We start from the raw sequence: 23894 nt of genomic DNA, 5'->3' as shown, positions 1-23894 counted from the left end.
TCGGGTCCGCGGGTGCGTTCACCAACAGTACATTGCAACGACTGGTTGGCGGGGGTTGCATTTACTAACAACCCTGTTGCAACGATCAGCGCGAAAGACCAGTACTGGAGCACATAATCGGAGGCATATCGTTGACTGTAGTTGAAATGCAACGTAGCCTTTTCTCGTTCCGAAAGAACCAGGAGGGACGAGGAACCCCTTATGGCAAGAGCGTTGGATGTGTCCCGGATACGAGCTCGCGTCTCCGAGCTGCTCGCGGAGTACCGGATTCCGAGTGCCGTGATCGGCGTCCTCAGCGACGGGGAGATCACCGACTTCGCGGTCGGCGTCAAGGACATCTCCACGTGGGAGCCCGCGACGACCGACACCATCTACCAATGCGGCTCCGTATCCAAGACATGGACCGCCCTCGCCTTCATGCAGCTCGTCGACGAGGGGAAAGTCGCCCTGGACGAGCCGGTGCGGGCCTACCTTCCTGATTTCCGGGTCGCCGACCTCGACGTCAGCGCCAAGGTCACACCCCGCCATCTCCTCAACCACACCAACGGCATCGAGGAGAGCTACGGAGATCCGGGCGAGGACGACGATGTGTACAAGCGCATGGTGGAGAACATCGCCAGCGCACGCCAGGTCCACCCCTTGGGCCACACGCACGGCTACAGCGCGGCCCTGGGCTACGCGATCCTCGCCCGCATCATGGAGGTGATCGACGGCAAGCGGTGGGACGACATCATGAAGGATCGCCTGTTCGACCCCTTGGGACTGACCTCGACGAGCAGCCGGCATGAGCACGCGGACCGGAACCGGGCCGCGACCGGATACCTGATCCGATCCCTCGAAGAAGGCCCCGTCCTCTCACCGCTGGGTCATCTGCCGCGCTCCTTCGGCCCCGGAGGCAACGTCAACACGACAGCCCGGGAATTGCTCACGATGGCGTACGTCTTCCTCAACGAAGGAAAAGCACCGAACGGGACCAGAATCGTCTCACCCGGCATCATCCGTGAAATGACGGAGTCGCGCGTCCCCGTACCTGACCCGTACATGTTCGGGCCGGAATGGGCACTCGGCCTCATCGTGTGCGATTGGCACGGTCAAACCGTCTACGCCCACGACGGCAGCACAGTCAGCCAAAGCGCCCGCCTGCGGATCCTGACGGAATCGAACATCGCCATCTCGATGCTGGCGAACGCCGGGCCGCGCGACAGCTTCTACCGGAAGGTTTTCAACGAAATCCTGACCGATCTCGGCGCGGTCACGATCCCCGGCCTGCCGGAGCCCGACCCGACCCTGACCCTCGATCCGTCCAGATACGAAGGATCCTACGAGCGCCCTGGCACCCGTTACGAAGTGGCGGCCGACCACGGAGAACTCCGCCTCAAATTCACCCTGAACCCCATGGAGGCGCAGCTCCTCAATAAACCAGAACAGCTCGAATACGAGCTGCATCCGATCAGTGCGACTCACTTTTTGATGCCTTCGGACGATCCGCTCGAGGACCCTCAAACCGTCGCGATATACGACTTCAAGAATGGCGCCGCACAATTTCTTCACATCAATTGCCGGGTAAATCCGAGAGTCAATGAGGAGAGTGCAAAAATGCACGTCATGGCTGTTTCCACGATTTCTGACGACAACGGTTTCTGGGATTCCCTGAAGAAGGCGCACGGCCGGCTTCCCAAGGGTGCCAAGTGGACGCTGGCGGTGGCGAGCACCGACGGGACCAAAGCGGTGAACGTCATCGTCCATGACTCGATCGACGGCGTCAGGAGCTTCTTCGAAGATCATGCCGGCCTCTTCGCCACGACGGAATACTTCGAGGCCGACGCGTCCAACGCGGTCGGCCTCCCGACGACCTGACCGCTCCTTGCGCCGCCGTCCGCCCAAGCCGCGACGGCGGTGCACCATTCAGATCCATGCGGCCGTCGTCCTGCTTGGAGGTACGTGCGGTCCTCGGCCACAACTCCGTCCGGTCACCCAGAGTAATCACCCCAGGTCGGCGCTTCCTTGCGGGTTCCCTCGCCGATTCGGTCACTTGAACCGATCGGAGCACAGATCAGAGCGCAGGCCAGCGGTTGCGGCTACGGCGCGGACTCCGGCTGACAGCGGCCGAGCGGGGCCGCTCTCGGGGCGGAAAGCCATCCGGCCGGCCTGCGCCTCCGCGGAGCCCCCTTGCGGATCCGAACCCTTCAGCCCGCCTGAAGACCCGAAGTCCGTACAGGCCCGTCCCCTTCCGGGAATCCGGGAACCGCGAGCCCCGGGAGACCCGCGTGACGCGCGACGCCCCCACCGGCCGAGGCCGGTGGGGGCGTTCTGTTCGTACGGGGAGGGAACGGCGTGCCGTGGCACGTCCGGGGAGACCGGGGCCGCCGGAGGACCGCGCCGGGAGGGACCGCGCGCCGCCGGGCGGCCACGGGGCAGGGCGGCGCCGCCGGACGACCGCGCGGCGCGCCGTAGGGCGACCGCGCGGAGAGGGTTCGCGCGCCGTCAGACGGCGGCGTGCAGCCAGCGGACCGGCGCGCCCTCGCCCGCGTACCTGAACGACTCCAGCTCGGCGTCCCACTGCTTGCCGAGCAGCTTGTCGAGCTCCTCCTCCAGGACCACCCTGCCCTGCCGCGCCATGAGCATGACCGAGCGCAGGCGGTCCTCGGGCACCAGGATGTCACCCGAGGCGCCGATCACCGCCGTGAAGGCGCCGAGGGACGGCGTGTAGGCGTGCCGGGACCCGTCGGCACCCGGCGAGGGGTCCTCGGTGATCTCGAACCTGATGCGCTGCCAGCCCATCAGGGACGAGGTGATGGCCGCCGCCGTCCCCGGGCGGCCGACCCATTCGGCCTGCGCGCGCACGTGGCCGGGCGCGGCCGGCTGCGGGGTCCAGTTCAGGTCGACGGGCACGCCGAGGACACCCGCGACCGCCCATTCGATATGCGGGCACAGCGCAGGCTGAGCCGAGTGGACGTAAAGCACGCCACGAGCAGACACCGGACCTCCCGTTTCGTACGAGGTGCGCCTTCCCCAACGGCCTCGACCAGGATGATCACAAGTGACTGTAGGAGAGACTACCGTCGGTTGTGACGCCGCACCAGAGGGGGGTCATACCGAGATGCCGTGCGACCGGCCTCCGGCTGGGGCATGCTCGGAGTGAGACGATCCGACGATCCGCCGCCCGACCCCCCGGAGAGCCACATGGACGCCGACATCGAACGGGTGGAGCCCGTCCCGGGAGAACCGGCTCTGATCAGGCGTGACCAGCTGCTGACGGACGCCCCCGGCATGGCGGCCGTCGCCCGGTGGACCGCGGCGGTGACCGAGGCCGACGGCGTCTTCCGGATACGGCTGGTGCCCGGCGTCGACGTCTGCGACCTCGCCGCCACGGTCCGGGACCGCGGGCACGCGGCCTCCCCCAACCACATCCTGGTGGGCCAGCCCCTCTTCTTCGGAGGCCCGGCCTCCCGGCCCTTCCCGGCGCCTCCGCCTCCGCCTCCCGGCGCGGCGCCGGGAGGCGGACCGGACGGACCCGGGGGCCCCGGGAACGTCAGGGGCGACGGGGGCGACGGGGACCGCGAGGGCGGCGGGGCCCCCCGCGACATCCCGGGCGGGTCGGACAGACCCAGTGGACCCGGCGGCCCCGGCGGCCCCGGCGCGCCGGTGACCGTCGCGGTCGCCGACACCGGTCTGGCCGCGCACCCGTGGTGGCGGGACCTCCCGTGGTTCCTCGAACGGCGGCGCGAGGCCGCCGAGGTGCCCGACGCCGACGGCGACGGGCGGCTGGACCCCCAGGCCGGGCACGGCACGTTCGTCACCGGACTGATCCTGCGGTCGGCACCCGAGGCGCGGGTGCGCCCGCTGCGGGTGCTGGACGGCCGCGGCGTCGGAGACGAGGCCGGGCTGCTGCGGGCGCTGACGCGGCTGCGGGACGAGCCGCCCCAGGTGCTCAACCTCTCCCTGGGCGGGCACACCTACGACGACCGGCCCTCACCCCTTCTTGAGGCCGCCCTGGCCGGCCTGCCGGGCACCGTCGCGGTGGCCTGCGCGGGCAACACGGCCTCCGACCGGCCGTTCTGGCCGGCCGCGCTGCCCGGGGTGATCGCCGTCGGCGCGCTGGACGCGGCCGGACGGGACCGGGCGCCGTTCTCGGCCCACGGCCCCTGGGTCGACGCCTGCGCCCCCGGGGAATGGCTGACCAGCTCCTTCCTGGAGCACGGGGCGTTCCACGGCTACGCGCGCTGGAGCGGCACCTCCTTCGCCGCCGCCGTGGTCAGCGGCGCGATCGCCGCGGCGACCCAGGGGCGGACACCCGCCGAGGCCGCGGCGCACGTCCTCGATCCGGAACGGAACCGAAAAATCTCAGATCTGGGCGTCGTCGTAGCCGGGCCAAGGTAAAGTCTCACCCAAAGTCACCACTGAGACACGAAGAGTGTCCAGGACGGCTTCGGAGGCTCCGGTGAGCGACCAGCACACGATCGACGCCGCGCTGGCGGGCGACCAGGAGGCGTGGGACACGCTGGTGAACCGGTTCTCCGGTCCCCTGTGGTCGGTGGCCCGCGCCCACGGCCTGAGCGCGGCGGACGCCGCGGACGCGGTGCAGGGCACCTGGCTGCGGCTGCTGGAGAGCCTGCACACCATCCGCGACCCCGGCCGGCTCGGCTCGTGGCTGTTCACCACGGTCCGGCGGGAGGCGTCCCTGCTCCGCAGGCGGAGCCGCGGCGAGCGGCCGGTCGCCGACCCGGCCGACGCCGGCGAGGTCCGCCCCGGTCCGTCACCCGCCGAGGCCGCCCCCGACCCGGCCCTGATCGTGCTCAGCGCCGACGAGGGCCGCCGTCTCTGGCTGGCCGTCGAGGCGATGCAGGAGCCGTGCCGCTCGCTGTTCCGGCTGATGGCCACGGCTCCCGACGCGGGCGTCCACCAGCTCGCCGGACGCCTGGGCATGCCCAGCGGCAGCTACGGCCCCACCCGGGGCCGGTGCCTGAACCGACTACGCACCATGCTCACCGCTCAGGAGGCCGCATCTTGACCCGACGTTCCGCCGCGATCGACGACGAGTCCCTGATCGCCGCGCTCCGCCTGGCGGCCGGCCGCGACCCCGTGCCCGGTCACATCCCGGCGGCCGCGCGCGCGGCCTTCGGCCTGCGGCTGCCCGGCGCGGCCACGGCCCTGCCCGTGGCCGCGCCGGCGCCGCGGGACGTCCGCGACGGCGGGCAGGACCGGCTGCTCCGCTTCACCGCGGCCGGGCTCACCGTCGACCTGGAGGTCACCGCGATGGACGGCCTGGTCGACCTGGCCGGGCAGGTCTCCCCCTGCCCCGAGGAGGGCACGCGGGTCGAGGTCCGCACCCCGCACCTCACCGAGGCGCGGGAGCTGTCGGCGACCGGCCAGTTCGCCGTGACGGGCCTGCCGCCGGGCTGGTTCAGCGTGGTGTGCCACCGGCCGGGGCAGGTCCCCGTCGTCACCAGCTGGACCAGAATCCGCCCGTAGGTGGCCCCCGACGAAGCGCTCGCCGCCGCCGAGCGAGCACTGGAGCTGTCCGGCAGCGACCCGGCCGCCGCGCGGGAGCTGGCGCGCGACATGCTCCGTGCCGCCCTCCCCGCGGAGGCCGCGGCGGTCGCCCACCGGGCGCTGGCGGTGGCCGCGCGGGAGCTGGGAGATCTGCCGCTGGCCGAGGAGCACCTGCGGAGCGCGGTGCGCGTGGCGCTGCGGGCGGGCCTGCCGTACCGGGCGGCGCAGGCGCGGCTGTCGCTGGTGCACGTCCTCACCGAGCTCGGCCACCCCCGGCGGGCGCTGGCCGTCGCGGCGGCGGCCGAACCATGTCTGCCGCCGGCCGAGACGGCCAGGCTCGCCGTGCACCGGGCCGGGGCGCTGACCCGCCTGGGCCGCTACGCCGAGGCCCTCGCCCAGTGCGACCGGGCCGTGGGCGCCCTGGACGGCGACGCCTACTATCTCGCCGGGGCCCTGCTGAACCGGGGGCTGAGCAGGGTGTTCCTGGGGCACTTCGGGGAGGCCGAGGCCGACCTGCGCCGCTGCGCCGAGCTGGCGCGGGACGCGGGCCTGGACCACGTGCTCACGCTCGCCGAGGGCAATCTGCCGTTCCTGGCGGCCCGGCGCGGTGACCTGCCCGCCGCGTTCGCCGCCTACCGGCGCGCCGAGAGCAGCCTGTTCGGCTTTCCCGAACGGCTCGCGGCGATGCGCTGCGACCTGGCGGAGGCATTGGTCGACGCGCACCTGCCGGGTGAGGCGCGGGCGCTGCTCGACCTGGCGGTTCCGGAGCTCGCGGCGGCGGGGGCGGAGGTGGCGCTGGCCGACGCCCGGCTGCTGCTCGCCCGGGTGGAGCTGCGCACCGGCGACCCGCGCCGCGCCGCGGAGCACGCCGAGCCGGCCGCGTCCGCCCTGGCGGCGCAGGGCAGGACGGCGCTGGTGCCGCTCGCCGCCGAGGTGCTGCTGCGGGCCCGTCTGGCGTCCGGCCCGCCGTCCCCGGAACTGGCCGCCGAGTTGCTCTCGTGCGCGGCCGACCTCGACGGCGCGGGCCGCCCCGACCTCTCCCGCGAGTTGCGGTTCACCGCGGCCGAGACCGTCCTGCGGCTGGGCGACCGGGCGTCCGCCCGCGAGCGGCTCGCCGTCCTCGCCCGCGGAGCCCCGGGGCTGCTCCGCCACCGGGCCGCCGCGCTGCACCGGGCGCTGTCCGGCGACCGGCGCGGCGCGTTCGCGGCCGTCCGCGCCGGACTGGCCGAGGCGGGTTCCACCGCGGCCGCCCTCGACGACCCCGCGATCCGGGCGTACGCCGTCGGCGCCGGTGAGCCGCTGGCCCGCTTCGGGCTGGAGCTCGCGCTGGAGACGGGGCGGGGCCGCGCGGTCCTCGCCTGGGCCGAGCGGTGGCGGGCGGTCGCCGGGGGCCCCGGGCGGCCCGTGGCGCCCGGCGTCGAGGAGTTGCGGGCCGCCCTGGGGGAGGCGGCGCTGGTGGAGTTCGTCCGCGACGGCGACGGGCTGGTGGCCGTCGCCGTCACCCCCGAGCGCGTCGCGTTGCGCCGGCTCGGCCCCTTCGCCGCGGTCGCCGAGGCCACCGTGCGGCTCCGGTACGGCCTGCGCCGGGCGCACCTGCGCGACGGCCGGGCCCCGGCGCTGGACGGCGACGCGGCGCTCCTGGAGCGGCTGCTGTTCGGCGCGCTGCGCCGGCCGCTCGGCGACCGGCCGCTGGTGATCGTGCCGACCGGTTCGCTGCACACCCTGCCCTGGCCGGTGCTGCCGATGAACGCCGGCCGTCCCGTCACCGTGGCGTCCGCCGCGGCGGCCTGGCTGGCCGGGCAGCGGGCGCCCTCCGTACCGGGCGGGAGGACCGTGGCGGTCGCGGGTCCGGCGCTGCGCTGCGCCGGGGCCGAGGCCGCCATGGTCGCCGCCCGCCGTCCCGGCACGGAGGCGGTGGCGGCGCGGCGGGCCGAGGTGCTGGCGGCGCTGGAGGGCGCCGAGGTGGCGCACCTGGCCGCGCACGGGGTGTTCTCCCCGGGCAGCCCGCTGCTGTCCAGCATCCACCTCGACGACGGGCCGCTGATGGCCTACGACCTGCTGCGGCTGCGCCGGCCGCCCGCGCTGGCGGTGCTGTCGGCGTGCGATGCGGGCATGGCGCGGGTGCCCGCGGACGGGGCGCCGCTGGGGCTGGCCGGCGCCTTCCTGTCGGTGGGCTCGCGGTGCGTGGTGGCCAGCCTGGTGCCGGTGCGCGACGAGCCGGCGCTGGCGCTGATGGAGGTCTTCCACGAGCTGCTGGCCACCGGGCGTCCGCCGGCCCGCGCGCTGGCCGCGGCGAGCGCGAAGACCGGGGTGGCGGGGTTCGCCTGCTTCGGGTACGGCGACCTGCCGATGCCGGCCGGGAGAGGTCAGCCGGTGGCGACCGGCCGGGAGGGGTCGGCCACCCAGTTGGACCAGGAACCGACGTAGAGGGCGGCGGGGACGCCCGCCACGTCCAGCGCGAGCACCTGGTGCGCCGCCGTCACGCCTGAGCCGCAGTAGGCGCCGACCGCGACGCCCGGCACGGCGCCCAGGGTGTTGAACCGCTCGCGCAGGAACTCCGGCCGGTGGAAGCGCCCGGCGGGATCGACGTTCTCGAAGGTGGGGGCGCTCACCGCACCGGGGATGTGCCCGGCGACGGGGTCGATCGGCTCGACCTCGCCCCGGTAGCGTTCGGCGGCGCGGGCGTCCAGCAGCACCCCCTCGCCTGCCAGCTCCAGCGCCTGACCGGCGTCGAGGACGGGCATCCCGCCGGGCCGCGCGGTGAAGTCGCCGGGCCGTACGGACTCCTCGCCCGCCGCGACGGGCCGCCCCTCGGCCGCCCAGGCGCGCAGGCCGCCGTCGAGGACGCGGACGTCGGGGTGCCCGAAGTAGCGCAGCGTCCACCACGCCCGCGCGGCGGCGGTGGCGTCGGCCTCGTCGTAGACGACGACCGTACGGGAACCGGACACGCCCAGGCGGCGCATCGCCTCCTGGAACGCCCCGGCCTCCGGCAGCGGGTGGCGGCCCTGCGGTCCGGGCGGCGCGGCGAGGTCGGCGTTGAGGTCGCAGAAGACCGCGCCGGGGATGTGGCCCTCGCGGTAGGCGTCGGCCCCGGGCGGGCCGCCGAGCTTCCAGCGCACGTCCAGGACGGCCGGGCCGTCCAGGGCCTCCAGCTCGGCCGGAGTGATCAGCGGGCTCATCAGGGTCTCCCCTTCGCAGAGGTTCGGGATCCGGGACGGCGCGGAGCCGGCCCCGGGAGGGCGCCGGACACCGCGGCGGAGGAAGCGGCGAGGCGGTGGAACGGCGGGCCGGCGATCGCGCCACGGCGACGCCATGGCGTTACGGCGGCGGTACGGCGGCCTCCCGGCCGCCGGGCATCGGCCGGGAGGCCAGGAAGCCGGGAAGCCAGGAAGCCGGGAAGCCGGTTACGAGGCGGCGCGGGCGGTGGCCTCCGACAGGGCCTTGGCGAAGGTCAGCACGTGGGAGACCGCCTCGGGACCGTCGGCCGCCTCGCTCACGCGCAGCGACAGGTCGTCGGCCGTGACGGCCCCGGTGTAGCCGTGGTCTGCCTCGCAGTTCTCGTCGCCGCAGGTGGCGGGCTCCAGGTCGACGTGGGAGATGGCCCCCCAGCCGATGGTGAGCGTCACCTCCGTGGGCGGCACGCCCGGCACATAGGAGGCGGGGTCGGGGACCACCCGGGTGACGGAGACCGACTGGATCCGGCTGAGCCGTACCGCCTCGGTGGTCGTGGAGGCGTGCGACGCCGAGACCCCCTCCACCGCGGGGTGCTCGTCGGTGTGGCAGACGAGCAGCCGGGTGGGTGTGAGAACCAGGACGGTGACGTGCCTGCGCACCTCCATCGCCGGGTCGAAGGTGGCCTCGTGGTGCACGACGTACGCCGTCACCTGCTCCTTGCCCAGAGCGGATTCGACCGCGTCGGTGACCAGGTCGGGGTAGTAGCCGCTGCGGTCGATGGCGTCGCGCAGCCCGGTTGCCGAGAGTCGGGTATCCCTCATGGGTCCATCCTGCCCTGTCCGGGGCAGCGCTTTCACCTCCAGCACGCCCTCTCCCGCCGGACGCGTCGGCCCGTGGACGCCCGCGGCCCGTGGCCCGCGCCGTCCGGTCCGGCACGGCACGGGCCGTGACCCGGCCGTACGGCACGGCGATCCGCCGCGGGCCGCCTCAGGAACCAGGCCGTACGGCACGGCGGTCCGCCGCCGCGGATCACCTCAGGCCGGGAACCCGCCCAGGCGGCGCGGGCCGCCGTCGATCCGCGGTCCGGGCGGTTCGCGCAGCACGGCGCGCGCCCCCAGGACGATCGCCTCCGACTCCCCCACGAGCACCGGGTCGAGGTCGAGCCTGGCCACCTCGGGCAGGTCGTCGGCCAGCCGCCCGACCCGGACCAGCAGGTCCGTGAGGGCCTCCACCGCGACGGGCGGATAGCCGTACCCGCCGAGCAGCAGGGGCGCGGTGCGCGGCGCCCGCACCAGGGCTCCGGCGTCCTCCCGGGTGAGCGGGGCGAGCCCGTACACCTCGTCGCGCAGCAGCCGGGCGGTGACCTCGCCCAGCCCGAACGACACGACCGCGCCGAACGCGGCGTCCTCGACGACGCCGATCACCGTCGGCACCGCGGGCTGCGGGACCATCCGCTGCACCGCGAGCGCGGCGTCCCGGCCGAGCTGCCGGGACAGTCCCTCGAACGCCTCACGCACCCCGTCGGGGCCGGTCAGGCCGAGCCGTACGGTCCCGGCGCGCTTGGCCGCCTCGGGGTCGGCGGCCTTGAGCGCCACCGGCCAGCCCAGCCGTTCGGCCGCCGCCACGGCGCGTTCCGCGGAGTCCACCCGCTCGGCCGGCCACACCCGCACCCCGTAGCAGGCGAGCAGCCCGGCGGCGTCGATCTCAGCCTTCTCCCCCCACGGCCCGGCGGCGTCGATCCCGGTCGTCTCCCCCGGCGGCGCGGCGCCGGTCACGACCGTCTCCTCCGGCGGTACGGCGCCGGTCCCGGCAGGGTCTTTCCGCAGCGCGGCCCGCACCAGCCGCCGCGCGGCCGCGGTGTCCACGCCCTCCGGCTCCTCCGGGATCCCCGCGGGCCGCTCCCGCCAGCGGGCGTACCGCACGGCGTGGGACAGCGCGCGGACCGCCTCCTCCGGCGCCGGGTACGACGGGATCGACCCCCACCCGGGCACCGAGTCCGTCCGCAGTTCCGGCGGCATGCCCGTCCGGCCCTCGAACGTGGCCAGCACCGGCTTGCCGTGGTCGCGCGAGACCCGCAGCAGCTCGGCGGCCACCTCGGCGGCCGGGCCGGGGATCGGCGGCATGTAGATCACGACGACCGCGTCCACGTCCGGCAGCACCGACGCGAGGCCCGCGCCGAACTCCGCCGCCCCCGCGGCCGCGCCGAGGTTGACCGGCGGCCTGGGTTCCAGCCCGGCCCGCACGCAGGCGTCCGCCGCGAGCAGCGCCATCGCGTCGGAGTTGCTGACCAGGCCCACCCGGGGCCCGGCCGGCAGCGGCTGGTGGGCCAGCAGCTGCGCCACGTCGAACTGCTGGACCAGGTCGTCCACCCGGATCACCCCGGCCTGCTCGAACAGCGAGCTGAGCGCGGTGTCGGGCAGGCCGAGCACCGGCGCGGCGTGACCCGTCGGCACGTTCTGAGTGGTTCCGCCGCTCTTGACCACCACGATCGGCTTGCGGCGGGAGATCCGCCGGGTGAGGCGGGCGAACTTGCGGGGGTTCCCCAGCGACTCCAGGTAGAGGAGGATCACGTCGGTGGCGGGGTCCTCCTCCCAGTACTGCAGCAGGTCGTTGCCCGAGACGTCGGCCCGGTTGCCCGCCGACACGAACGAGGAGATGCCCATGCCTCGCTGGGCCACCCGCTGCAGCAGCGCGGTGCCCAGCGCGCCGGACTGGCTGAAGAAGCCGACCCGGCCGCGGCCTGGGACGGTCGCGGCGAGCGTGGCGTTCAGCCGGACCGCCGGGTCGGTGTTGGCGACGCCGAGGCAGTTGGGGCCGACGACGCGCAGGCCGTACGCGCGGGCGATGCGGACCAGCTCGTCCTGCCTGGCGCGCCCCTCGGGGCCGGTCTCGCCGAATCCCGAGGAGACCACGATCAGCCCGCGCACGCCCTTCTCCGCGCACTCCTTGACCACCTCGATCACCCCCTCGGCGGGTACGGCCAGCACCGCGAGGTCCACCTCGCCGTCGATGGCCGTCACGCCGGGATAGGCCCGCACCCCGGCGACCGCGCGGGCCTCGCGGTGCACCGGGTACACCGGTCCGGTGAAGTCGGCGGCGAGCAGGTTGCGCAGCACGGTCTGCCCGACGCCGCCGGGCTCCCGGCCGGCGCCGACGACCGCCACCGACCTCGGGGACAGCAGCCGCTCGATCGAGCGCGCCTCGGCCCGGTGCTCGCGGGCGGCGGTCACCTCCTGGGAGGTCTCGGTGGGGGTGAGGTCGAGGATCATCCGGACCACGCCGTCGGCGAAGCGGCTCTGCGCGGTGTAGCCGGCCTGCTTCAGGACACCCATCATCTTCTGGTTGGCCGGCAGGACGTCGGCGACGAACCGGGAGATCCCCCGCTCCCGGGCCGTGGCGGCCAGGTGCTCCAGCAGCACCGAGGCGACCCCGCGGCCCTGGTGGGCGTCCTCGACGAGGAAGGCCACCTCGGCCTCCGCCGGGTCGATCCGGTCGTAGCGGATGACCGCCACCATCTCCGTGCCGATCGTGGCGATCAGCGCGACCCGGTCGGTGTAGTCGACGTTGGTGAACCAGGTGATCTCCCGGTCCGAGAGGCGGGGTCTGGGGCCGAAGAAGCGGAAGTAGATCGACTCCTCCGACAGCCGCGAGTAGAACGCGCGCAGCAGATCGGCGTCGGCCGGATGGATCGGTCGGACATGGGCGGTCCCGCCGTCCGACAGGACGACGTCCGCCTCCCAGTGGGCGGGGTACTGAGCAGCCTCCACAGTCCCGAGAGTAAACGCGAATCACACAAGCCGGACCTGCTGGGCGGATTCCCGCAACGCTTGTGCATCGACTGCGCCCCGCTCTCCGCTCCCGACCCCATACGCGGTCCGGAAGCTGTTAAGTTTTTCGCGGCTAGAGGCACTTCAGCATCGAAGGCAGCAAGGTGGTGACATCATGGCGCGGGTGGTCGTGGTGGGCGATCTCATGACCGACGCCGTCGCGCGGGCTCGCTACCCGCTGGCCCGGGCCAGCGACACACCGGCGATCGTCACCATGCACGGAGGCGGCTCGGGGGCCAACATCTCCTCCTGGCTCGCCGTCGAGGGCGCCGAGGTCGCCTTCATCGGGCGCCGCGGCGCCGACATCACCGGCCGCAACCGCGACATGGAGCTGATGGGCTACGGCGTCGACGCCCGCCTGGTGATGGACCCCGAACGGCCGACCGGAACGTGCGTGGTGCTCATCACCCACAAGGGCGAGCGCACCATGCTGTCCGACCCCGGTGCCAACGCCGCGCTGTCGCCCGAGGACCTGCCGCGCGACCTGTTCCTCCAGGGCGGTCACCTGCACCTGTCGGGTTACACCCTGATCAACGAGGGGTCCCGCGAGGCGGGGCTCGCCGCCCTGAAGCTGGCCGGCCGCGCCGGGATGACCGTCTCGGTCGACTGCTCCTCGTCGGCGCCTCTTGAGCGGACCGGCGCCGAGCCGTTCCTGGAGTGGACCGAGGAAGCCACGCTGCTGTTCGCCAACGCCGACCAGGCCAAGGTGCTGACCGGCCGCGACGACCCCGCCGCGGCGGCCAAGGTGCTCACCGCGTGGTTCCCCCAGGTCGTCGTCAAGCTCGCCGCCGAGGGCGCCCTGTGGTACGCCAACGGCCGCGGCGAGCCGGTGAGGTGCCCGGCCGAGACGGTGAACCGCGTGGTCGACGGCACCGGCGCCGGCGACGCCTTCGTCGCCGGGTTCCTGCCCTCCTGGCTGGAGAAGAAGCCTCCGGCGGAGGCGCTCTCCGCCGGCTGCCGGCTGGCCGCCAAGGCGATCTCGCACCTCGGCGCCCGCCCCCGCCTCTGACCCTCCGTACGGCCCGGCTCGTCCCGGCCCGCCCGGTACGGTTCACCCGTGACCGGCCGCGCCCGGCCGCGCTCGCCGTACGCGCGGGCCGGCCGCGGGCTCAGGTCAGCTCGTCACGGCGAGGACCAGCGGCAGCACCGCCGGGGCTCCGGCGTGGCGGATCATCGCGGCGGCCAGGGTCACGCTCCAGCCCGTGTCGACGCGATCGTCGACCAGCAGGACCGGCCCGCCCGCCTCGGCCACGGCCGCGGCGAGCGCCGAGGGCATGGCCAGGGTGGCGCGGACCGCCTGGACCCGCTGGGCGCTGTTGAACTGCCGGCCCGGCGGACCGGAACGGTATCCCAGCTCGCCCAGGAAGGACAGCCTGCCGACCTGGGCCAGCCGCTCGGCCAGGCTGCGGACGAGCAGCGGCCTGCTCGCCGAGGGCATCGCGACCACCGCCGTCGGCCGCTGCTCCCATTCCCACGACGACAGCACCTTCACCACCGCGGCGAAGACGTCGTCGGGCACCGGGCCGTCGGGGGCGTTCTCGGCCAGCAGGCCGCGCAGGCGGTTGCCCCAGCCGATGTCGGTCAGCCGGCCCAGCGCCCGGCCGGTCCCCGCGCCCAGCTCCGGCTTGATCCGGCCCTTGAGGTCGGTCAGCCCGGTCGGCCACTGCCTGCGGGGCTCGATCTCCACGCCGGGACGGTGCAGGGTCGCCGCCGCCCGCTCCACAGCCTCCGCGGCCACCTCGGGCGAGCGGTGCGCGCCGGTGCAGTTGTCACAGCGTCCGCAGGGCACGGCGGCGTCGTCGTCCAGGCAGCGGCGCAGGAACACCTCGCGGCACTCGGTGGTGCCGAGGTATTCGAGCATGGCCTTCTGCTCGGCCTCGCGGGCCTCGGTCACCCGGGCGTAGCGGTCGGTGTCGTAGTGCCACGGCTCGCCGGTGGCCTCCCAGCCGCCCCTGACCCGGCGCACCGCGCCGTCCACGTCGAGGACCTTGAGCATGGTCTCCAGGCGGCTGCGGCTGAGGTCGACGCGGTTCTCCAACGCGGCCGTGGACAGCACGCCGCCCTCTTCCAGGGCCGCCAGCACGGCCCGCACGACCGGCTCCGGGGGGAAGGCCAGGGAGGCGAAGTAGGCCCAGATCTCGCGGTCCTCGGGGCCGGGCAGCAGGATCACCTCGGCCCGCTCGACCCCGCGGCCGGCCCGGCCGACCTGCTGGTAGTAGGCGACGGGCGACTGGGGCGCGCCGACGTGGACGACGAAGCCGAGATCGGGCTTGTCATATCCCATGCCGAGCGCGGAGGTGGCGACCAGCGCCTTGACCTTGTTGTCCAGCAGGGCCTGCTCGGCGGCCAGCCGTTCGGCCTGCTCGGTCTGCCCGGAGTAGGCGATCACCTCGTGGCCCTGCCCGCGGAGGTAGGCGGCGATCTCCTGGGCCGCGGCCACGGTGAGGGTGTAGACGATGCCCGAGCCCGGCAGCTCGTGCAGCGTCTGCGCGAGCCAGGCCATGCGCTCCTCGGCGCCGCGCAGCCGTACGACGTTCAGGTGGAGGCTCTCGCGCTCCAGCGCGCCGCGCAGGACGAGGGTCTCCTCGCCGAGCTGTTCTGCGACGTCACGGGTGACGCGGGCGTTGGCGGTGGCGGTGGTGGCCAGGACCGGCACGCCCTCGGGCAGCCCCTCGAACATCGTGCGCAGCCTGCGGTAGTCGGGGCGGAAGTCGTGGCCCCAGTCGGAGATGCAGTGCGCCTCGTCCACCACGACCAGGCCCGCGCTCTCGGCCAGCTCGGGCAGGACCTGGTCGCGGAACTCGGGGTTGTTGAGCCGCTCGGGGCTGACCAGCAGTACGTCGACCATGCCCTCGGCGACCTGGCCGTAGACCTGTTCCCACTCCTCGGGGTTGGCGGAGTTGACGGTGACGGCGTGGATCCCGGCGCGCTCGGCGGCGGCGATCTGGTTGCGCATCAGGGCCAGCAGCGGCGAGACGATGACGGTCGGCCCCTCGCCCAGCTCGCGCAGCAGGGCGGTGGCGACGAAGTAGACCGCCGACTTGCCCCAGCCGGTGCGCTGCACCACGAGCACCCGGTGGCGCTCCATCACCAGCGCCTTTATCGCCGACCACTGGTCCTCGCGCAGCCGGGCGTGCTCACCGGCCAGCGCCCGCAGCCGCTCCTCGGCCTCTTCACGCAGCATCTGCTCTTCGCTCACGGCTCATTGCTACCAGTTCCGGCGGACTGTTTTCCGCATCACCCGGATCTCCCGGGTTCCCGGGCGGCGGACCGGCGATCCCCCGCGGCGTGGTTGGATGCAGGCATCATGGACGTGACCACCTGGTACCTCGAACAGACCTCCCCCTCCGATCTGATCCCGGCCAGGCCCCCGGCGATCGCGCTCGACATCGCGCTCGCCGAGGTGCCCTCCCCCGAGTTCAGCCGGTTCCTGTACACGGCGGTGGGCGGCGACTGGCACTGGAGCGAACGGCTCCCGTGGACCTGGCAGCAGTGGGCCGATCTGCTGGCGGGCGGGGTGGAGACCTGGGTGGCCTACCACCGCGGCACCCCGGCGGGATACGTGGAACTGCTGCCCTGCGACGACGGGGCGGTGGAGATCACCTCCTTCGGCCTGCTGCCGTGGGCGATCGGCAGGGGCGCCGGCGGGCGCCTGCTGGAGGCCGGTACGGCCCGCGCCTGGGACATCGCCGACCGCCGGCCGAGCCTCGCGCCGACCCGGCGGGTGTGGCTGCACACCTGCTCCCTCGACGGCGCGGCCGCGCTGCCCAACTATCAGGCGCGGGGGTTCCGGATCTACGACACGAAGGTCAACGCCCCGGGCGACGCCTATGACGGCCCGCCGGCCGGCGCGTGGCCGGGAGCGGGGCAGCGGCCGTACGGGGGCCCGGGTGCCGCCCCGGAGCGCGGGCGGGACGAGGAGGGCGCTCCCGGGCGCGGGTGAGCCCGGGGGGCCTCCGGGCCGCCGGTGGGGCGTCGGGGACGCTCCCGGCGCCGCTCCCGGGTGTTCCCGGCCGAGTCCGGCGCGCCCGGCGGCGCGCGCGAACGTCCGGAAGTGTCACCGGGCGTGAGTATGGTAACGACACGCGGAACGGCCGCCGACGCCGTCCGCGTGAGCCCCGCGCACCACCCGGGCACCTCCCGGGCGCGCCGGGGCCCGGCGGTTGTGACACCACGAAGACGAGGAAGACGACAAGGAGGACGCGCTTCCCTCTCGGCCTCCGGGCCGGGGCCCGCGCGAGGAGAATCTGATGGCCCGACGGACGACCAAACCCCCGACTGAGGATTTCGAGGAGCGGATCGTCGACATCGACGTGTCCGCCGAGATGCGCACCAGCTTCCTCGAATACGCGTACTCGGTCATCTACCAGCGCGCGCTGCCGGACGCCAGGGACGGCCTCAAGCCCGTCCAGCGGCGCATCCTCTACTCGATGAGCGAGATGGGCCTGCGGCCCGACCGGGGACACGTCAAGTCGTCGCGGGTCGTCGGCGACGTGATGGGCAAGCTGCACCCGCACGGCGACACCGCCATCTACGACGCGCTGGTCCGCATGGCCCAGCCGTTCTCGATGCGGCTGCCGCTGGTCGACGGGCACGGCAACTTCGGCTCCCCCGACGACCTGCCCGCCGCGATGCGTTACACCGAGGCCCGCCTGGCCTCCGCGGCCATGGCCATGGTGCAGTCGATCGACGAGGACACCGTCGACTTCAAGCCCAACTACGACGGCCAGGAGACCGAGCCCACGGTCATGCCGTCGGCGTTCCCGAACCTCCTGGTCAACGGCGCCACCGGCATCGCGGTCGGGATGGCGACCAACATGGCGCCGCACAACCTCGTCGAGGTCGTCGCCGCCGCCCGGCACCTGATCAAGAAGCCGGACGCCACGCTCGACGACCTGATGCGGTTCGTCCCGGGCCCCGACCTGCCGACCGGCGGCATCATCATCGGCCTGGACGGCATCCGCGACGCCTACGCCCGCGGGCGCGGCACCTTCCGGATGCGCGCCAAGTGCGCCGTCGAGCAGGTCAGCCCCCGCCGCAAGGGCATCGTCGTCACCGAGCTGCCGTTCAACGTCGGCCCCGAGCGGGTGGTCACCAAGATCAGGGAGTTGGTGACGGCCAAGAAGCTCCAGGGCATCTCCGACCTGAAGGACCTCAGCGACCGTCACAGGGGCCTCAGGCTGATCATCGAGATCAAGAACGGCTTCATCCCCGAGGCCGTGCTGGAGGAGCTCTACCGCCTCACGCCGATGGAGGAGAGCTTCGGCATCAACAACGTGGCGCTGGTCGACGGCCAGCCGCGCACGCTGGGCCTGCGTGAGCTGCTCCAGGTGTACGTCGACCACCGCCTCGACGTGGTCCGCCGCCGCTCGGCCCACCGCCGCCGCAAGCGCGAGGAGCGGCTGCACCTCGTCGACGGCCTCATCATCGCCCTGCTCAGCATCGACGAGGTCATCCAGGTCATCCGTTCCTCCGATGACTCGGCCCAGGCCCGCGCCCGGCTGATGGAGATCTTCGACCTGTCGGAGATCCAGGCCGCCTACATCCTCGACACCCCGCTGCGCCGGCTGACCCGCTTCGACAAGCTGGAGCTCGACCGGGAGAAGGAGACGCTGCAGGCGGAGATCGCCGAGCTGACCGAGATCCTGTCCTCCGACACCCGGCTGCGCAAGGTCGTCTCCGACGAGCTGGCCCAGGTCGCCAAGACCTTCGGCACGCCGCGCCGTACGGTCCTCCTGGAGTCCTCCGGCGTCACCAGGAGCGCCGCGGTGACCCTGGAGGTCGCCGACGACCCGTGCCTGGTCCTGTTCTCCTCCACCGGCCTGCTGGCCCGCACGACCGACGCCTCCCCGCTGCCGGGCGAGGGTGAGCGGTCCGCGCACGACGTGCTGGTGTCGGTGGTGCGCAGCACGGTCAGGGGCGAGGTCGGAGTGGTCACCAGCGAGGGCCGGATGATCCGCGTCCAGGTCGTCGACCTGCCGACGCTGCCCCCGACGGCCGACCCGCCCTCGCTCTCCGGCGGCCACCCGGTGTCGGAGTACGTCAGCCTCTCCCCGGGGGAGACGGTCGTCGGCATCGGCTCGCTCGATCCCGACGGTCCCGGCCTGGCGCTGGGCACCGTGCAGGGAGTGGTCAAGCGGGTCGTCCCCGACTACCCGGCGAACCGCGACGAGTTCGAGGTGATCGGGCTCAAGGACGGCGACCGGGTGGTGGGCGCCGCGGAGCTCACCTCCGAGGACCACGACCTGGTGTTCATCACCTCCGACGCCCAGCTGCTCCGTTACCCGGCGACCAGCGTCCGCCCGCAGGGCCGCCCCGCCGGCGGCATGGCGGGCATCCGGCTGGACGGCGACGCCTCGGTGATCTGGTTCGGCGTGATCGACCCCGCGCGCGAGTCCAGGGTGGTGACGATCGCGGGGTCCTCCACCGCCCTGCCCGGCACCCAGATCGGCGGCGCCAAGATATCCGACTACGCCGAATACCCGGCCAAGGGCCGCGCCACCGGAGGCGTCCGGGCACAGCGCTTCCTGAAGGGCGAGGACGTCCTGCTGCTCGCCTGGGCCGGCCCGGCGCCGGTCCGCGCGGCCTCGGCCGTCGGCAAGCCCGTCCCGCTGCCCGAGGAGCTGGGCCGCCGCGACGGCTCGGGGGTGCGTCTCACCCACACGGTGGCGGCCGTGGGCGGGCCGATCGGCCCTGCCGGCGACGTGCCGGACGGCGCGTCAGGCGGGGCCCCGGGTGCCGGACAGGTCCCCGCGCCGACGCCCGCGCAGGACTGACCCGCGTCCCGCCCGGAGCGTGGCCCCGGGCGGGACGGCGGTCGTCAGATGATGCAGAGGCAGAAGGGGTGCCCGGCGGGGTCGAGGAAGACCCGGAAGTCGTCGTCCTCCTCGTCGGGCTGGTGGGAGTGCTTGACCGCGCCCAGCGCGAGCGTCCTCGCCTCGGCCTCGTCCAGGTCGTCCACGGCGAAGTCCAGGTGGAACTGCTGGGGGATCCCGGAGTCGGGCCAGGTGGGCGGCCGGTGGCCGGGGGCCAGCTGGAAGCAGAGGCGCCGGCCCGACTCCCCGTCGGTGAGCGTCACCCAGTCGTCCTCAACATTGGTGATCTTCCAGTCCAGAAGCGCACCGTAGAAGCCGGCGAGGCCCTTCGGGTCGGGGCAGTCGAGGACCACCGACCGCATCCTTGCTATCGCCATGTTCTCTCCTGAAAGTGGTGTCGGCCCGGGGCGACGGTGCCCGTGACGCGGCCGCCGCGTCTCACCTTGCTTCCCGGCGGCGGCGAAGCAAACCCCGGCCGGACACGTGCGCCCTCACCCGGGGCGTACGCCCTCACGCCGCGGGTGCGCCCCCGGCCGCGTGTGGCGCCCCTCCCGCCGGGCTCATGCGCCCCCGGTTCCCCACGCCGCGCGTGCGTCCCCCTGGCGGGCTTGTGCGCCCCCGCCGGGCGGCGGGCGCCGGTCCGGGGCATGCGCGCCACGATGGGCCGCTGGGCCGCTCAGACCGGTGCCTCCTGCACGGCGAGGCCGATCCTCGCCAGCAGCTCCTGCGGGTCGCCCGACTCCCAGGAGCGCACGATCCGGACGACCTGCTCGCCGGGCCGGAACTCCTCGTGCCCCGACGGTCCGAAGCAGCCCGCGCCGGCGAGGACGGCGACCAGGGGGTCGTCGTCGCCGAGCGACCGGGTGTGGACCGCGGCGTCGAGCAGCGCGAGCGCCGAGCGCGCGTTGCGCCCTCCGTCGCGGACCTCCACCCGGTCCAGTTTCCGCCTGCCCTCGGCACGCAGATAGTCGGCCAGGGACTCGATCCTGCTCATGGCAAGCTCCAGCTTTCCGTACGCGATGTCACAGAGCGATCACGCACAGTCAACCACGCCTGCGGGATCTCCATGAAGTCGGCACGGACGGGACCCCGGAAACTCCTGTGAAAAGGACATGCAGGATCATTAGCTCATCGACCACGACCGTAGGGGGTTCAATGCCGCACGGGTTTTCCGGAGGCGTCTTCGACGATCTGCTGGCGGCCAATGAGAGGTTCTCGGCCACGTTCACGGACTCCGCGCTGACCGGCCGGGCCGCCCGCGGGCTGGCGGTGGTCACCTGCATGGACTCCCGGATCGACCCGCTGGGGGTCTTCGGGCTCAGGCCCGGTGACGCCAAGATCCTGCGCAACGCCGGGGCGCGGGTCACCGACGACGTCCTGCGCACGCTGGTGCTCGCGGTCTACCTGCTGGGCGTGAACCGGGTGCTCGTCATGCCGCACACCGACTGCGGCATGGCCAAGGCGACCGACGAGGACGTGCACCAGCTCGCCGCCCGGCAGGGCGTCGACACCAGGAGCCTGGAGTTCCACACCGTCCCCGACCAGGACGCCGCGCTGCGTCACGACCTGACCCGCATCAGGACCAGCCCGTTCCTTCCGGCGGACCTGGCCGTCGGAGGCGCCATCTACGACGTGCGCACCGGGAAGCTCGCGCCCGTCGAGGCGGACTCCGGCTCCTGAGACGCCCTCAGGGCGGGTCCTGAGGCGTCTCCGACGCCTCAGGACCCGCCCTGCCCGGTATGGGCCGCGGTCGAGCCTCAGGCGTCGATGTGGTCGCGGTCGACCTCGGCGGCGCTGCCCACGATGAACTCCCGGCGCGGGGCCACGTCACTGCCCATCAGGAGGGCGAAGATGTTCTCGGCCGCCTCGACGTCCTCGATCCGCACCCGGCGCAGGGTGCGGTGGCGGGGCTCCATGGTGGTCTCGGCGAGCTGGTCGGCGTCCATCTCCCCGAGGCCCTTGTAGCGCTGCACCGGGTCCTTCCAGCGCTTGCCGCGGCGCTCCAGGTCACGCAGGACCCTCTGCAGCTCGGCGTCGGAGTAGCAGTAGACGTACTTGTCCTGCCCCCGGCCAGGGTTGGTGATCTCGATCCGGTGCAGCGGCGGGACCGCCGCGAAGACCCGGCCCGCCTCGACCATCGGCTTCATGTAGCGGTGGAACAGGGTCAGCAGCAGGCAGCGGATGTGGGCGCCGTCGACGTCGGCGTCGGCCATGAGGATGACCTTGCCGTACCGGGCGGCCTCGATGTCGAACGAGCGGCCCGAGCCCGCGCCGATGACCTGGATGATCGCGGCGCACTCGGCGTTCTTCAGCATGTCGGCGACGGACGCCTTCTGCACGTTCAGGATCTTGCCGCGGATCGGCAGCAGCGCCTGGAACTCCGAGTCGCGGGCGGCGCGGGCGGTGCCCAGCGCCGAGTCGCCCTCGACGATGAACAGCTCGGTGCGGTCGACGTCGTCGCTGCGGCAGTCGACCAGCTTGGCGGGGAGCGCCGAGTTCTCCAGGGCGGTCTTGCGCCGCTGGTTGTCGCGGTGCTCGCGGGCGGCGATGCGGGCCTTGGCCGCCGCGACGATCTTCTCCAGGACCGCCCGCATCTGCTGCTTGGCGCGGCGCGGCGGGTCGGTGAACAGCTCTTTGAGCTCGCGGGAGACGACGTGTGCGACGATCCGGGAGGCCGCGGCGGTGCCGAGGACCTCCTTGGTCTGCCCCTCGAACTGCGGCTCGGGCACCCGGACGGTCACCACCGCGGTGAGGCCCTCCATGATGTCCTCGCGGGTGACCGGGGCGTCGCCGTTCTTCAGCAGGCGGCTCTCGCGGAGCAGTTCGTTGAGCGTGCGGACCAGCGCCCGCTCGAAGCCGTTGACGTGGGTGCCGCCCTTGGGGGTGGCGATCACGTTGACGAACGACCGGACGGTGTTGTCGTAGCCCTTGCCCCAGCGCAGCGCCACGTCCACGGTCAGCTCGCGCTGGATCTCGGTGGGGGTCATGTGGCCGAGGTCGTCGAGGACCGGCACGGTCTCGTGGAAGTGGCCGACGCCCTGCATCCGCAGAACCTCGCAGAGCGCCTCGTCGCGGGCGAGGAACTCGGTGAACTCCGAGATGCCGCCGTCGAAGCGGAACTCCTCCTCGACCGGCTCCTCGCCGCGGCTGTCGCGCACGGACAGGGTCAGGCCGGGGACCAGGAAGGCGGTCTGGCGGAGGCGGACGTGGATCTCGTCGAGGGAGACCTCGGCCTCGGGGAGGAAGATCTGGCGGTCGGCCCAGAAGCGGACGCGGGTGCCGGTGGCCTTGCGGGGGACCGTGCCGGTCTCGCGCAGGCCGGACTTCTTCTTGAACTTACCGGTGGGGCCGTCGCCGTCGAAGACACCCGGGACGCCGCGCCGGAAGCTGATCGCGTGGGTCGTGCCGTCACGGTCGACCTCGACGTCGAGCCGGGAGGACAGGGCGTTGACCACGGAGGCGCCGACGCCGTGCAGGCCGCCCGACGCGGCGTAGGAACCGCCGCCGAACTTGCCGCCGGCGTGCAGCTTGGTGTAGACCAGCTCGACTCCGGCGAGGCCGGTCTTGGGCTCGATGTCCACCGGGATGCCGCGGCCGTCGTCGCGGACCTCGATCGACCCGTCGGGGTGGAGCTCGACCTCGATGCGGGCGCAGTGTCCCGCCAGGGCCTCGTCCACGCCGTTGTCGACGATCTCCCAGAGGCAGTGCATGAGGCCGCGGCTGTCGGTGGACCCGATGTACATGCCCGGGCGCTTGCGGACGGCCTCCAGCCCCTCCAGCACCGACAGATGCCGAGCGGTATAAGCCGTCTCCGTACTGACCGCGGTCACGCCCACTCCACTTCGCTCGAACACGTGTGCGCAGCCTACCGTCCTTCCCGCCGCGCCGTGTACAAGCTTGCCACCCGGGGGCCTCCGGCGTTACCTCCGGTGTGATCTCTCTTACCCCTGGGCACTTTCCGCTCTGGGCGTAGCGGGGGCCCGGTTGGGAACGTTCGCATCGGGTTAGATGTTCTCTCAAGTGACTGACGCCAGATCCCTCCAATCGGGGATGACCTGAAAGGCGATACGTGACTGGAATTCTCGCCCCCACCAAGCAGCTGACGGCCGCGGATCGTTGCGACCGGTGCGGCGCACAGGCCTACATCCGCGCGACCCTGCCCGCGGGCGGAGAGCTGTTGTTCTGCGCCCACCACGGCCGGCAGCACGTGGCCGTGCTGCGCGACAAGGGCGCCGACATCCAGGACGAGTCGGCGCGCCTCAGCGACACCCCTTCGAGTGCGAAAGAAGACGAACGCTAGAAGCCGACGGGAGCCGGTAGTGATATCGCCCCACCACGGCGCCCTCCCGCCGCCCGTCCGGCGGCCGGGCCGGGCGTCCGGCTCTGGCTTGATCCGATATATCCGCCGCGCCGCCCTGCCCCGGCCCCACCGGGGTGGGGAACGCGCTCTCACCCGTCCATGGCCGTGGGGGGCCCCCCCCGGGGGCCCCCCCCCGCGGGGGGGGGCGCCCCCCCCCCCCCCCCCCCCCCCCCCCCCCCCGGCGGGCGCCCCCCCCCCCCCCCCCCCCCCCCCCCCCCCCCCCCC

18 protein-coding genes are annotated in these 23894 nt (G+C 73.5%); 10 read left to right on the top strand and 8 right to left on the bottom strand.

Annotated features, from left to right (window positions below):
- Positions 1 to 201 precede the first annotated feature (201 nt).
- The gene (locus tag ACFYSC_RS23535) at positions 202 to 1857 is read left to right on the top strand and encodes a serine hydrolase domain-containing protein (protein WP_389965358.1); all 1656 of its coding nucleotides are present in this window, start codon (positions 202 to 204) and stop codon (positions 1855 to 1857) included.
- Between the two features lie 627 nt (positions 1858 to 2484).
- Here the strand turns inward: ACFYSC_RS23535 and ACFYSC_RS23530 are convergent.
- Positions 2485 to 2979 (bottom strand): DUF3145 domain-containing protein, encoded by a 495-nt coding sequence (locus tag ACFYSC_RS23530; protein ID WP_189245526.1) that lies wholly within the window; start codon positions 2977 to 2979, stop codon positions 2485 to 2487.
- Between the two features lie 126 nt (positions 2980 to 3105).
- Between ACFYSC_RS23530 and ACFYSC_RS23525 the strand changes: the two genes are divergently transcribed.
- The 4 genes from ACFYSC_RS23525 to ACFYSC_RS23510 all read left to right on the top strand — a co-directional run bounded on the left by ACFYSC_RS23525 (position 3106) and on the right by ACFYSC_RS23510 (position 7920).
- On the top strand, positions 3106 to 4380 hold the full coding sequence (locus ACFYSC_RS23525) for a S8 family serine peptidase (RefSeq protein WP_389965354.1): 1275 nt from the start codon (positions 3106 to 3108) through the stop codon (positions 4378 to 4380).
- A 61-nt stretch (positions 4381 to 4441) separates the two neighbouring features.
- A complete protein-coding gene (locus ACFYSC_RS23520) occupies positions 4442 to 5011 on the top strand; it encodes a sigma-70 family RNA polymerase sigma factor (RefSeq protein WP_362942579.1) in 570 nt (189 codons plus the stop codon).
- Positions 5008 to 5472, top strand: coding sequence for a hypothetical protein (locus ACFYSC_RS23515; RefSeq protein WP_389965349.1), 465 nt, complete (start codon positions 5008 to 5010; stop codon positions 5470 to 5472). Before ACFYSC_RS23520 ends, ACFYSC_RS23515 begins: the two co-directional genes overlap by 4 nt.
- Positions 5473 to 7920: a CHAT domain-containing protein gene (locus ACFYSC_RS23510; protein ID WP_389965346.1), complete on the top strand. Its 2448-nt coding sequence runs from the start codon at positions 5473 to 5475 to the stop codon at positions 7918 to 7920. It begins immediately after the preceding gene.
- Here ACFYSC_RS23510 and ACFYSC_RS23505 read toward each other — a convergent pair.
- From ACFYSC_RS23505 to ACFYSC_RS23495, 3 genes are all read right to left on the bottom strand, one after another.
- Complete coding sequence (locus ACFYSC_RS23505; protein WP_389965343.1) at positions 7860 to 8672, bottom strand: sulfurtransferase; 813 nt, start codon at positions 8670 to 8672, stop codon at positions 7860 to 7862. The two genes, ACFYSC_RS23510 and ACFYSC_RS23505, sit on opposite strands and share 61 nt — an antisense overlap.
- Positions 8673 to 8897: 225 nt before the next feature.
- Positions 8898 to 9488, bottom strand: a complete 591-nt coding sequence (locus tag ACFYSC_RS23500) for a DUF5998 family protein (RefSeq protein ID WP_189245531.1) — start codon at positions 9486 to 9488, stop codon at positions 8898 to 8900.
- Positions 9489 to 9701: 213 nt separating this feature from the next.
- Positions 9702 to 12434, bottom strand: coding sequence for a GNAT family N-acetyltransferase (locus ACFYSC_RS23495; RefSeq protein WP_389965339.1), 2733 nt, complete (start codon positions 12432 to 12434; stop codon positions 9702 to 9704).
- Between the two features lie 175 nt (positions 12435 to 12609).
- Between ACFYSC_RS23495 and ACFYSC_RS23490 the strand changes: the two genes are divergently transcribed.
- A complete protein-coding gene (locus ACFYSC_RS23490; protein WP_389965336.1) occupies positions 12610 to 13503 on the top strand; it encodes a carbohydrate kinase family protein in 894 nt (297 codons plus the stop codon).
- Between the two features lie 105 nt (positions 13504 to 13608).
- On the opposite strand, the gene ACFYSC_RS23485 is transcribed toward ACFYSC_RS23490, so the two are convergent.
- A complete protein-coding gene (locus tag ACFYSC_RS23485; protein ID WP_389965897.1) occupies positions 13609 to 15678 on the bottom strand; it encodes a RecQ family ATP-dependent DNA helicase in 2070 nt (689 codons plus the stop codon).
- 123 nt (positions 15679 to 15801) lie between these two features.
- Between ACFYSC_RS23485 and ACFYSC_RS23480 the strand changes: the two genes are divergently transcribed.
- Together ACFYSC_RS23480 and ACFYSC_RS23475 are read left to right on the top strand one after the other, a co-directional pair.
- Entirely contained in the window at positions 15802 to 16437 is a 636-nt protein-coding gene (locus tag ACFYSC_RS23480) for a GNAT family N-acetyltransferase (RefSeq protein ID WP_389965333.1), read from the top strand.
- Between the two features lie 307 nt (positions 16438 to 16744).
- Positions 16745 to 19270, top strand: coding sequence for a DNA topoisomerase (ATP-hydrolyzing) subunit A (locus ACFYSC_RS23475; protein ID WP_389965330.1), 2526 nt, complete (start codon positions 16745 to 16747; stop codon positions 19268 to 19270).
- Positions 19271 to 19314: 44 nt separating this feature from the next.
- Here ACFYSC_RS23475 and ACFYSC_RS23470 read toward each other — a convergent pair whose 3' ends face one another.
- Together ACFYSC_RS23470 and ACFYSC_RS23465 are read right to left on the bottom strand one after the other, a co-directional pair.
- Positions 19315 to 19686 (bottom strand): VOC family protein, encoded by a 372-nt coding sequence (locus tag ACFYSC_RS23470; RefSeq protein WP_362942626.1) that lies wholly within the window; start codon positions 19684 to 19686, stop codon positions 19315 to 19317.
- A gap of 299 nt (positions 19687 to 19985) precedes the next feature.
- Positions 19986 to 20303: a hypothetical protein gene (locus ACFYSC_RS23465; protein WP_389965327.1), complete on the bottom strand. Its 318-nt coding sequence runs from the start codon at positions 20301 to 20303 to the stop codon at positions 19986 to 19988.
- A gap of 161 nt (positions 20304 to 20464) precedes the next feature.
- Here ACFYSC_RS23465 and ACFYSC_RS23460 point away from each other — a divergent pair, with 161 nt between their 5' ends.
- Positions 20465 to 20989, top strand: coding sequence for a beta-class carbonic anhydrase (locus ACFYSC_RS23460; protein ID WP_389965324.1), 525 nt, complete (start codon positions 20465 to 20467; stop codon positions 20987 to 20989).
- Between the two features lie 77 nt (positions 20990 to 21066).
- On the opposite strand, the gene ACFYSC_RS23455 is transcribed toward ACFYSC_RS23460, so the two are convergent.
- On the bottom strand, positions 21067 to 23139 hold the full coding sequence (locus tag ACFYSC_RS23455; protein WP_389965894.1) for a type IIA DNA topoisomerase subunit B: 2073 nt from the start codon (positions 23137 to 23139) through the stop codon (positions 21067 to 21069).
- Positions 23140 to 23378: 239 nt separating this feature from the next.
- Here ACFYSC_RS23455 and ACFYSC_RS23450 point away from each other — a divergent pair, with 239 nt between their 5' ends.
- Positions 23379 to 23609: a hypothetical protein gene (locus tag ACFYSC_RS23450; RefSeq protein WP_362942635.1), complete on the top strand. Its 231-nt coding sequence runs from the start codon at positions 23379 to 23381 to the stop codon at positions 23607 to 23609.
- The last annotated feature ends 285 nt before the right edge of the window (positions 23610 to 23894 follow it).

The sequence above is a fragment of the Streptosporangium sp. NPDC004379 genome (genome assembly GCF_042873875.1).
Classification (GTDB): Bacteria; Actinomycetota; Actinomycetes; order Streptosporangiales; family Streptosporangiaceae; genus Streptosporangium.
The sequence above is the reverse complement of the archived record's forward strand: the minus strand, read 5'-3'. Positions and strand labels throughout refer to the sequence as shown.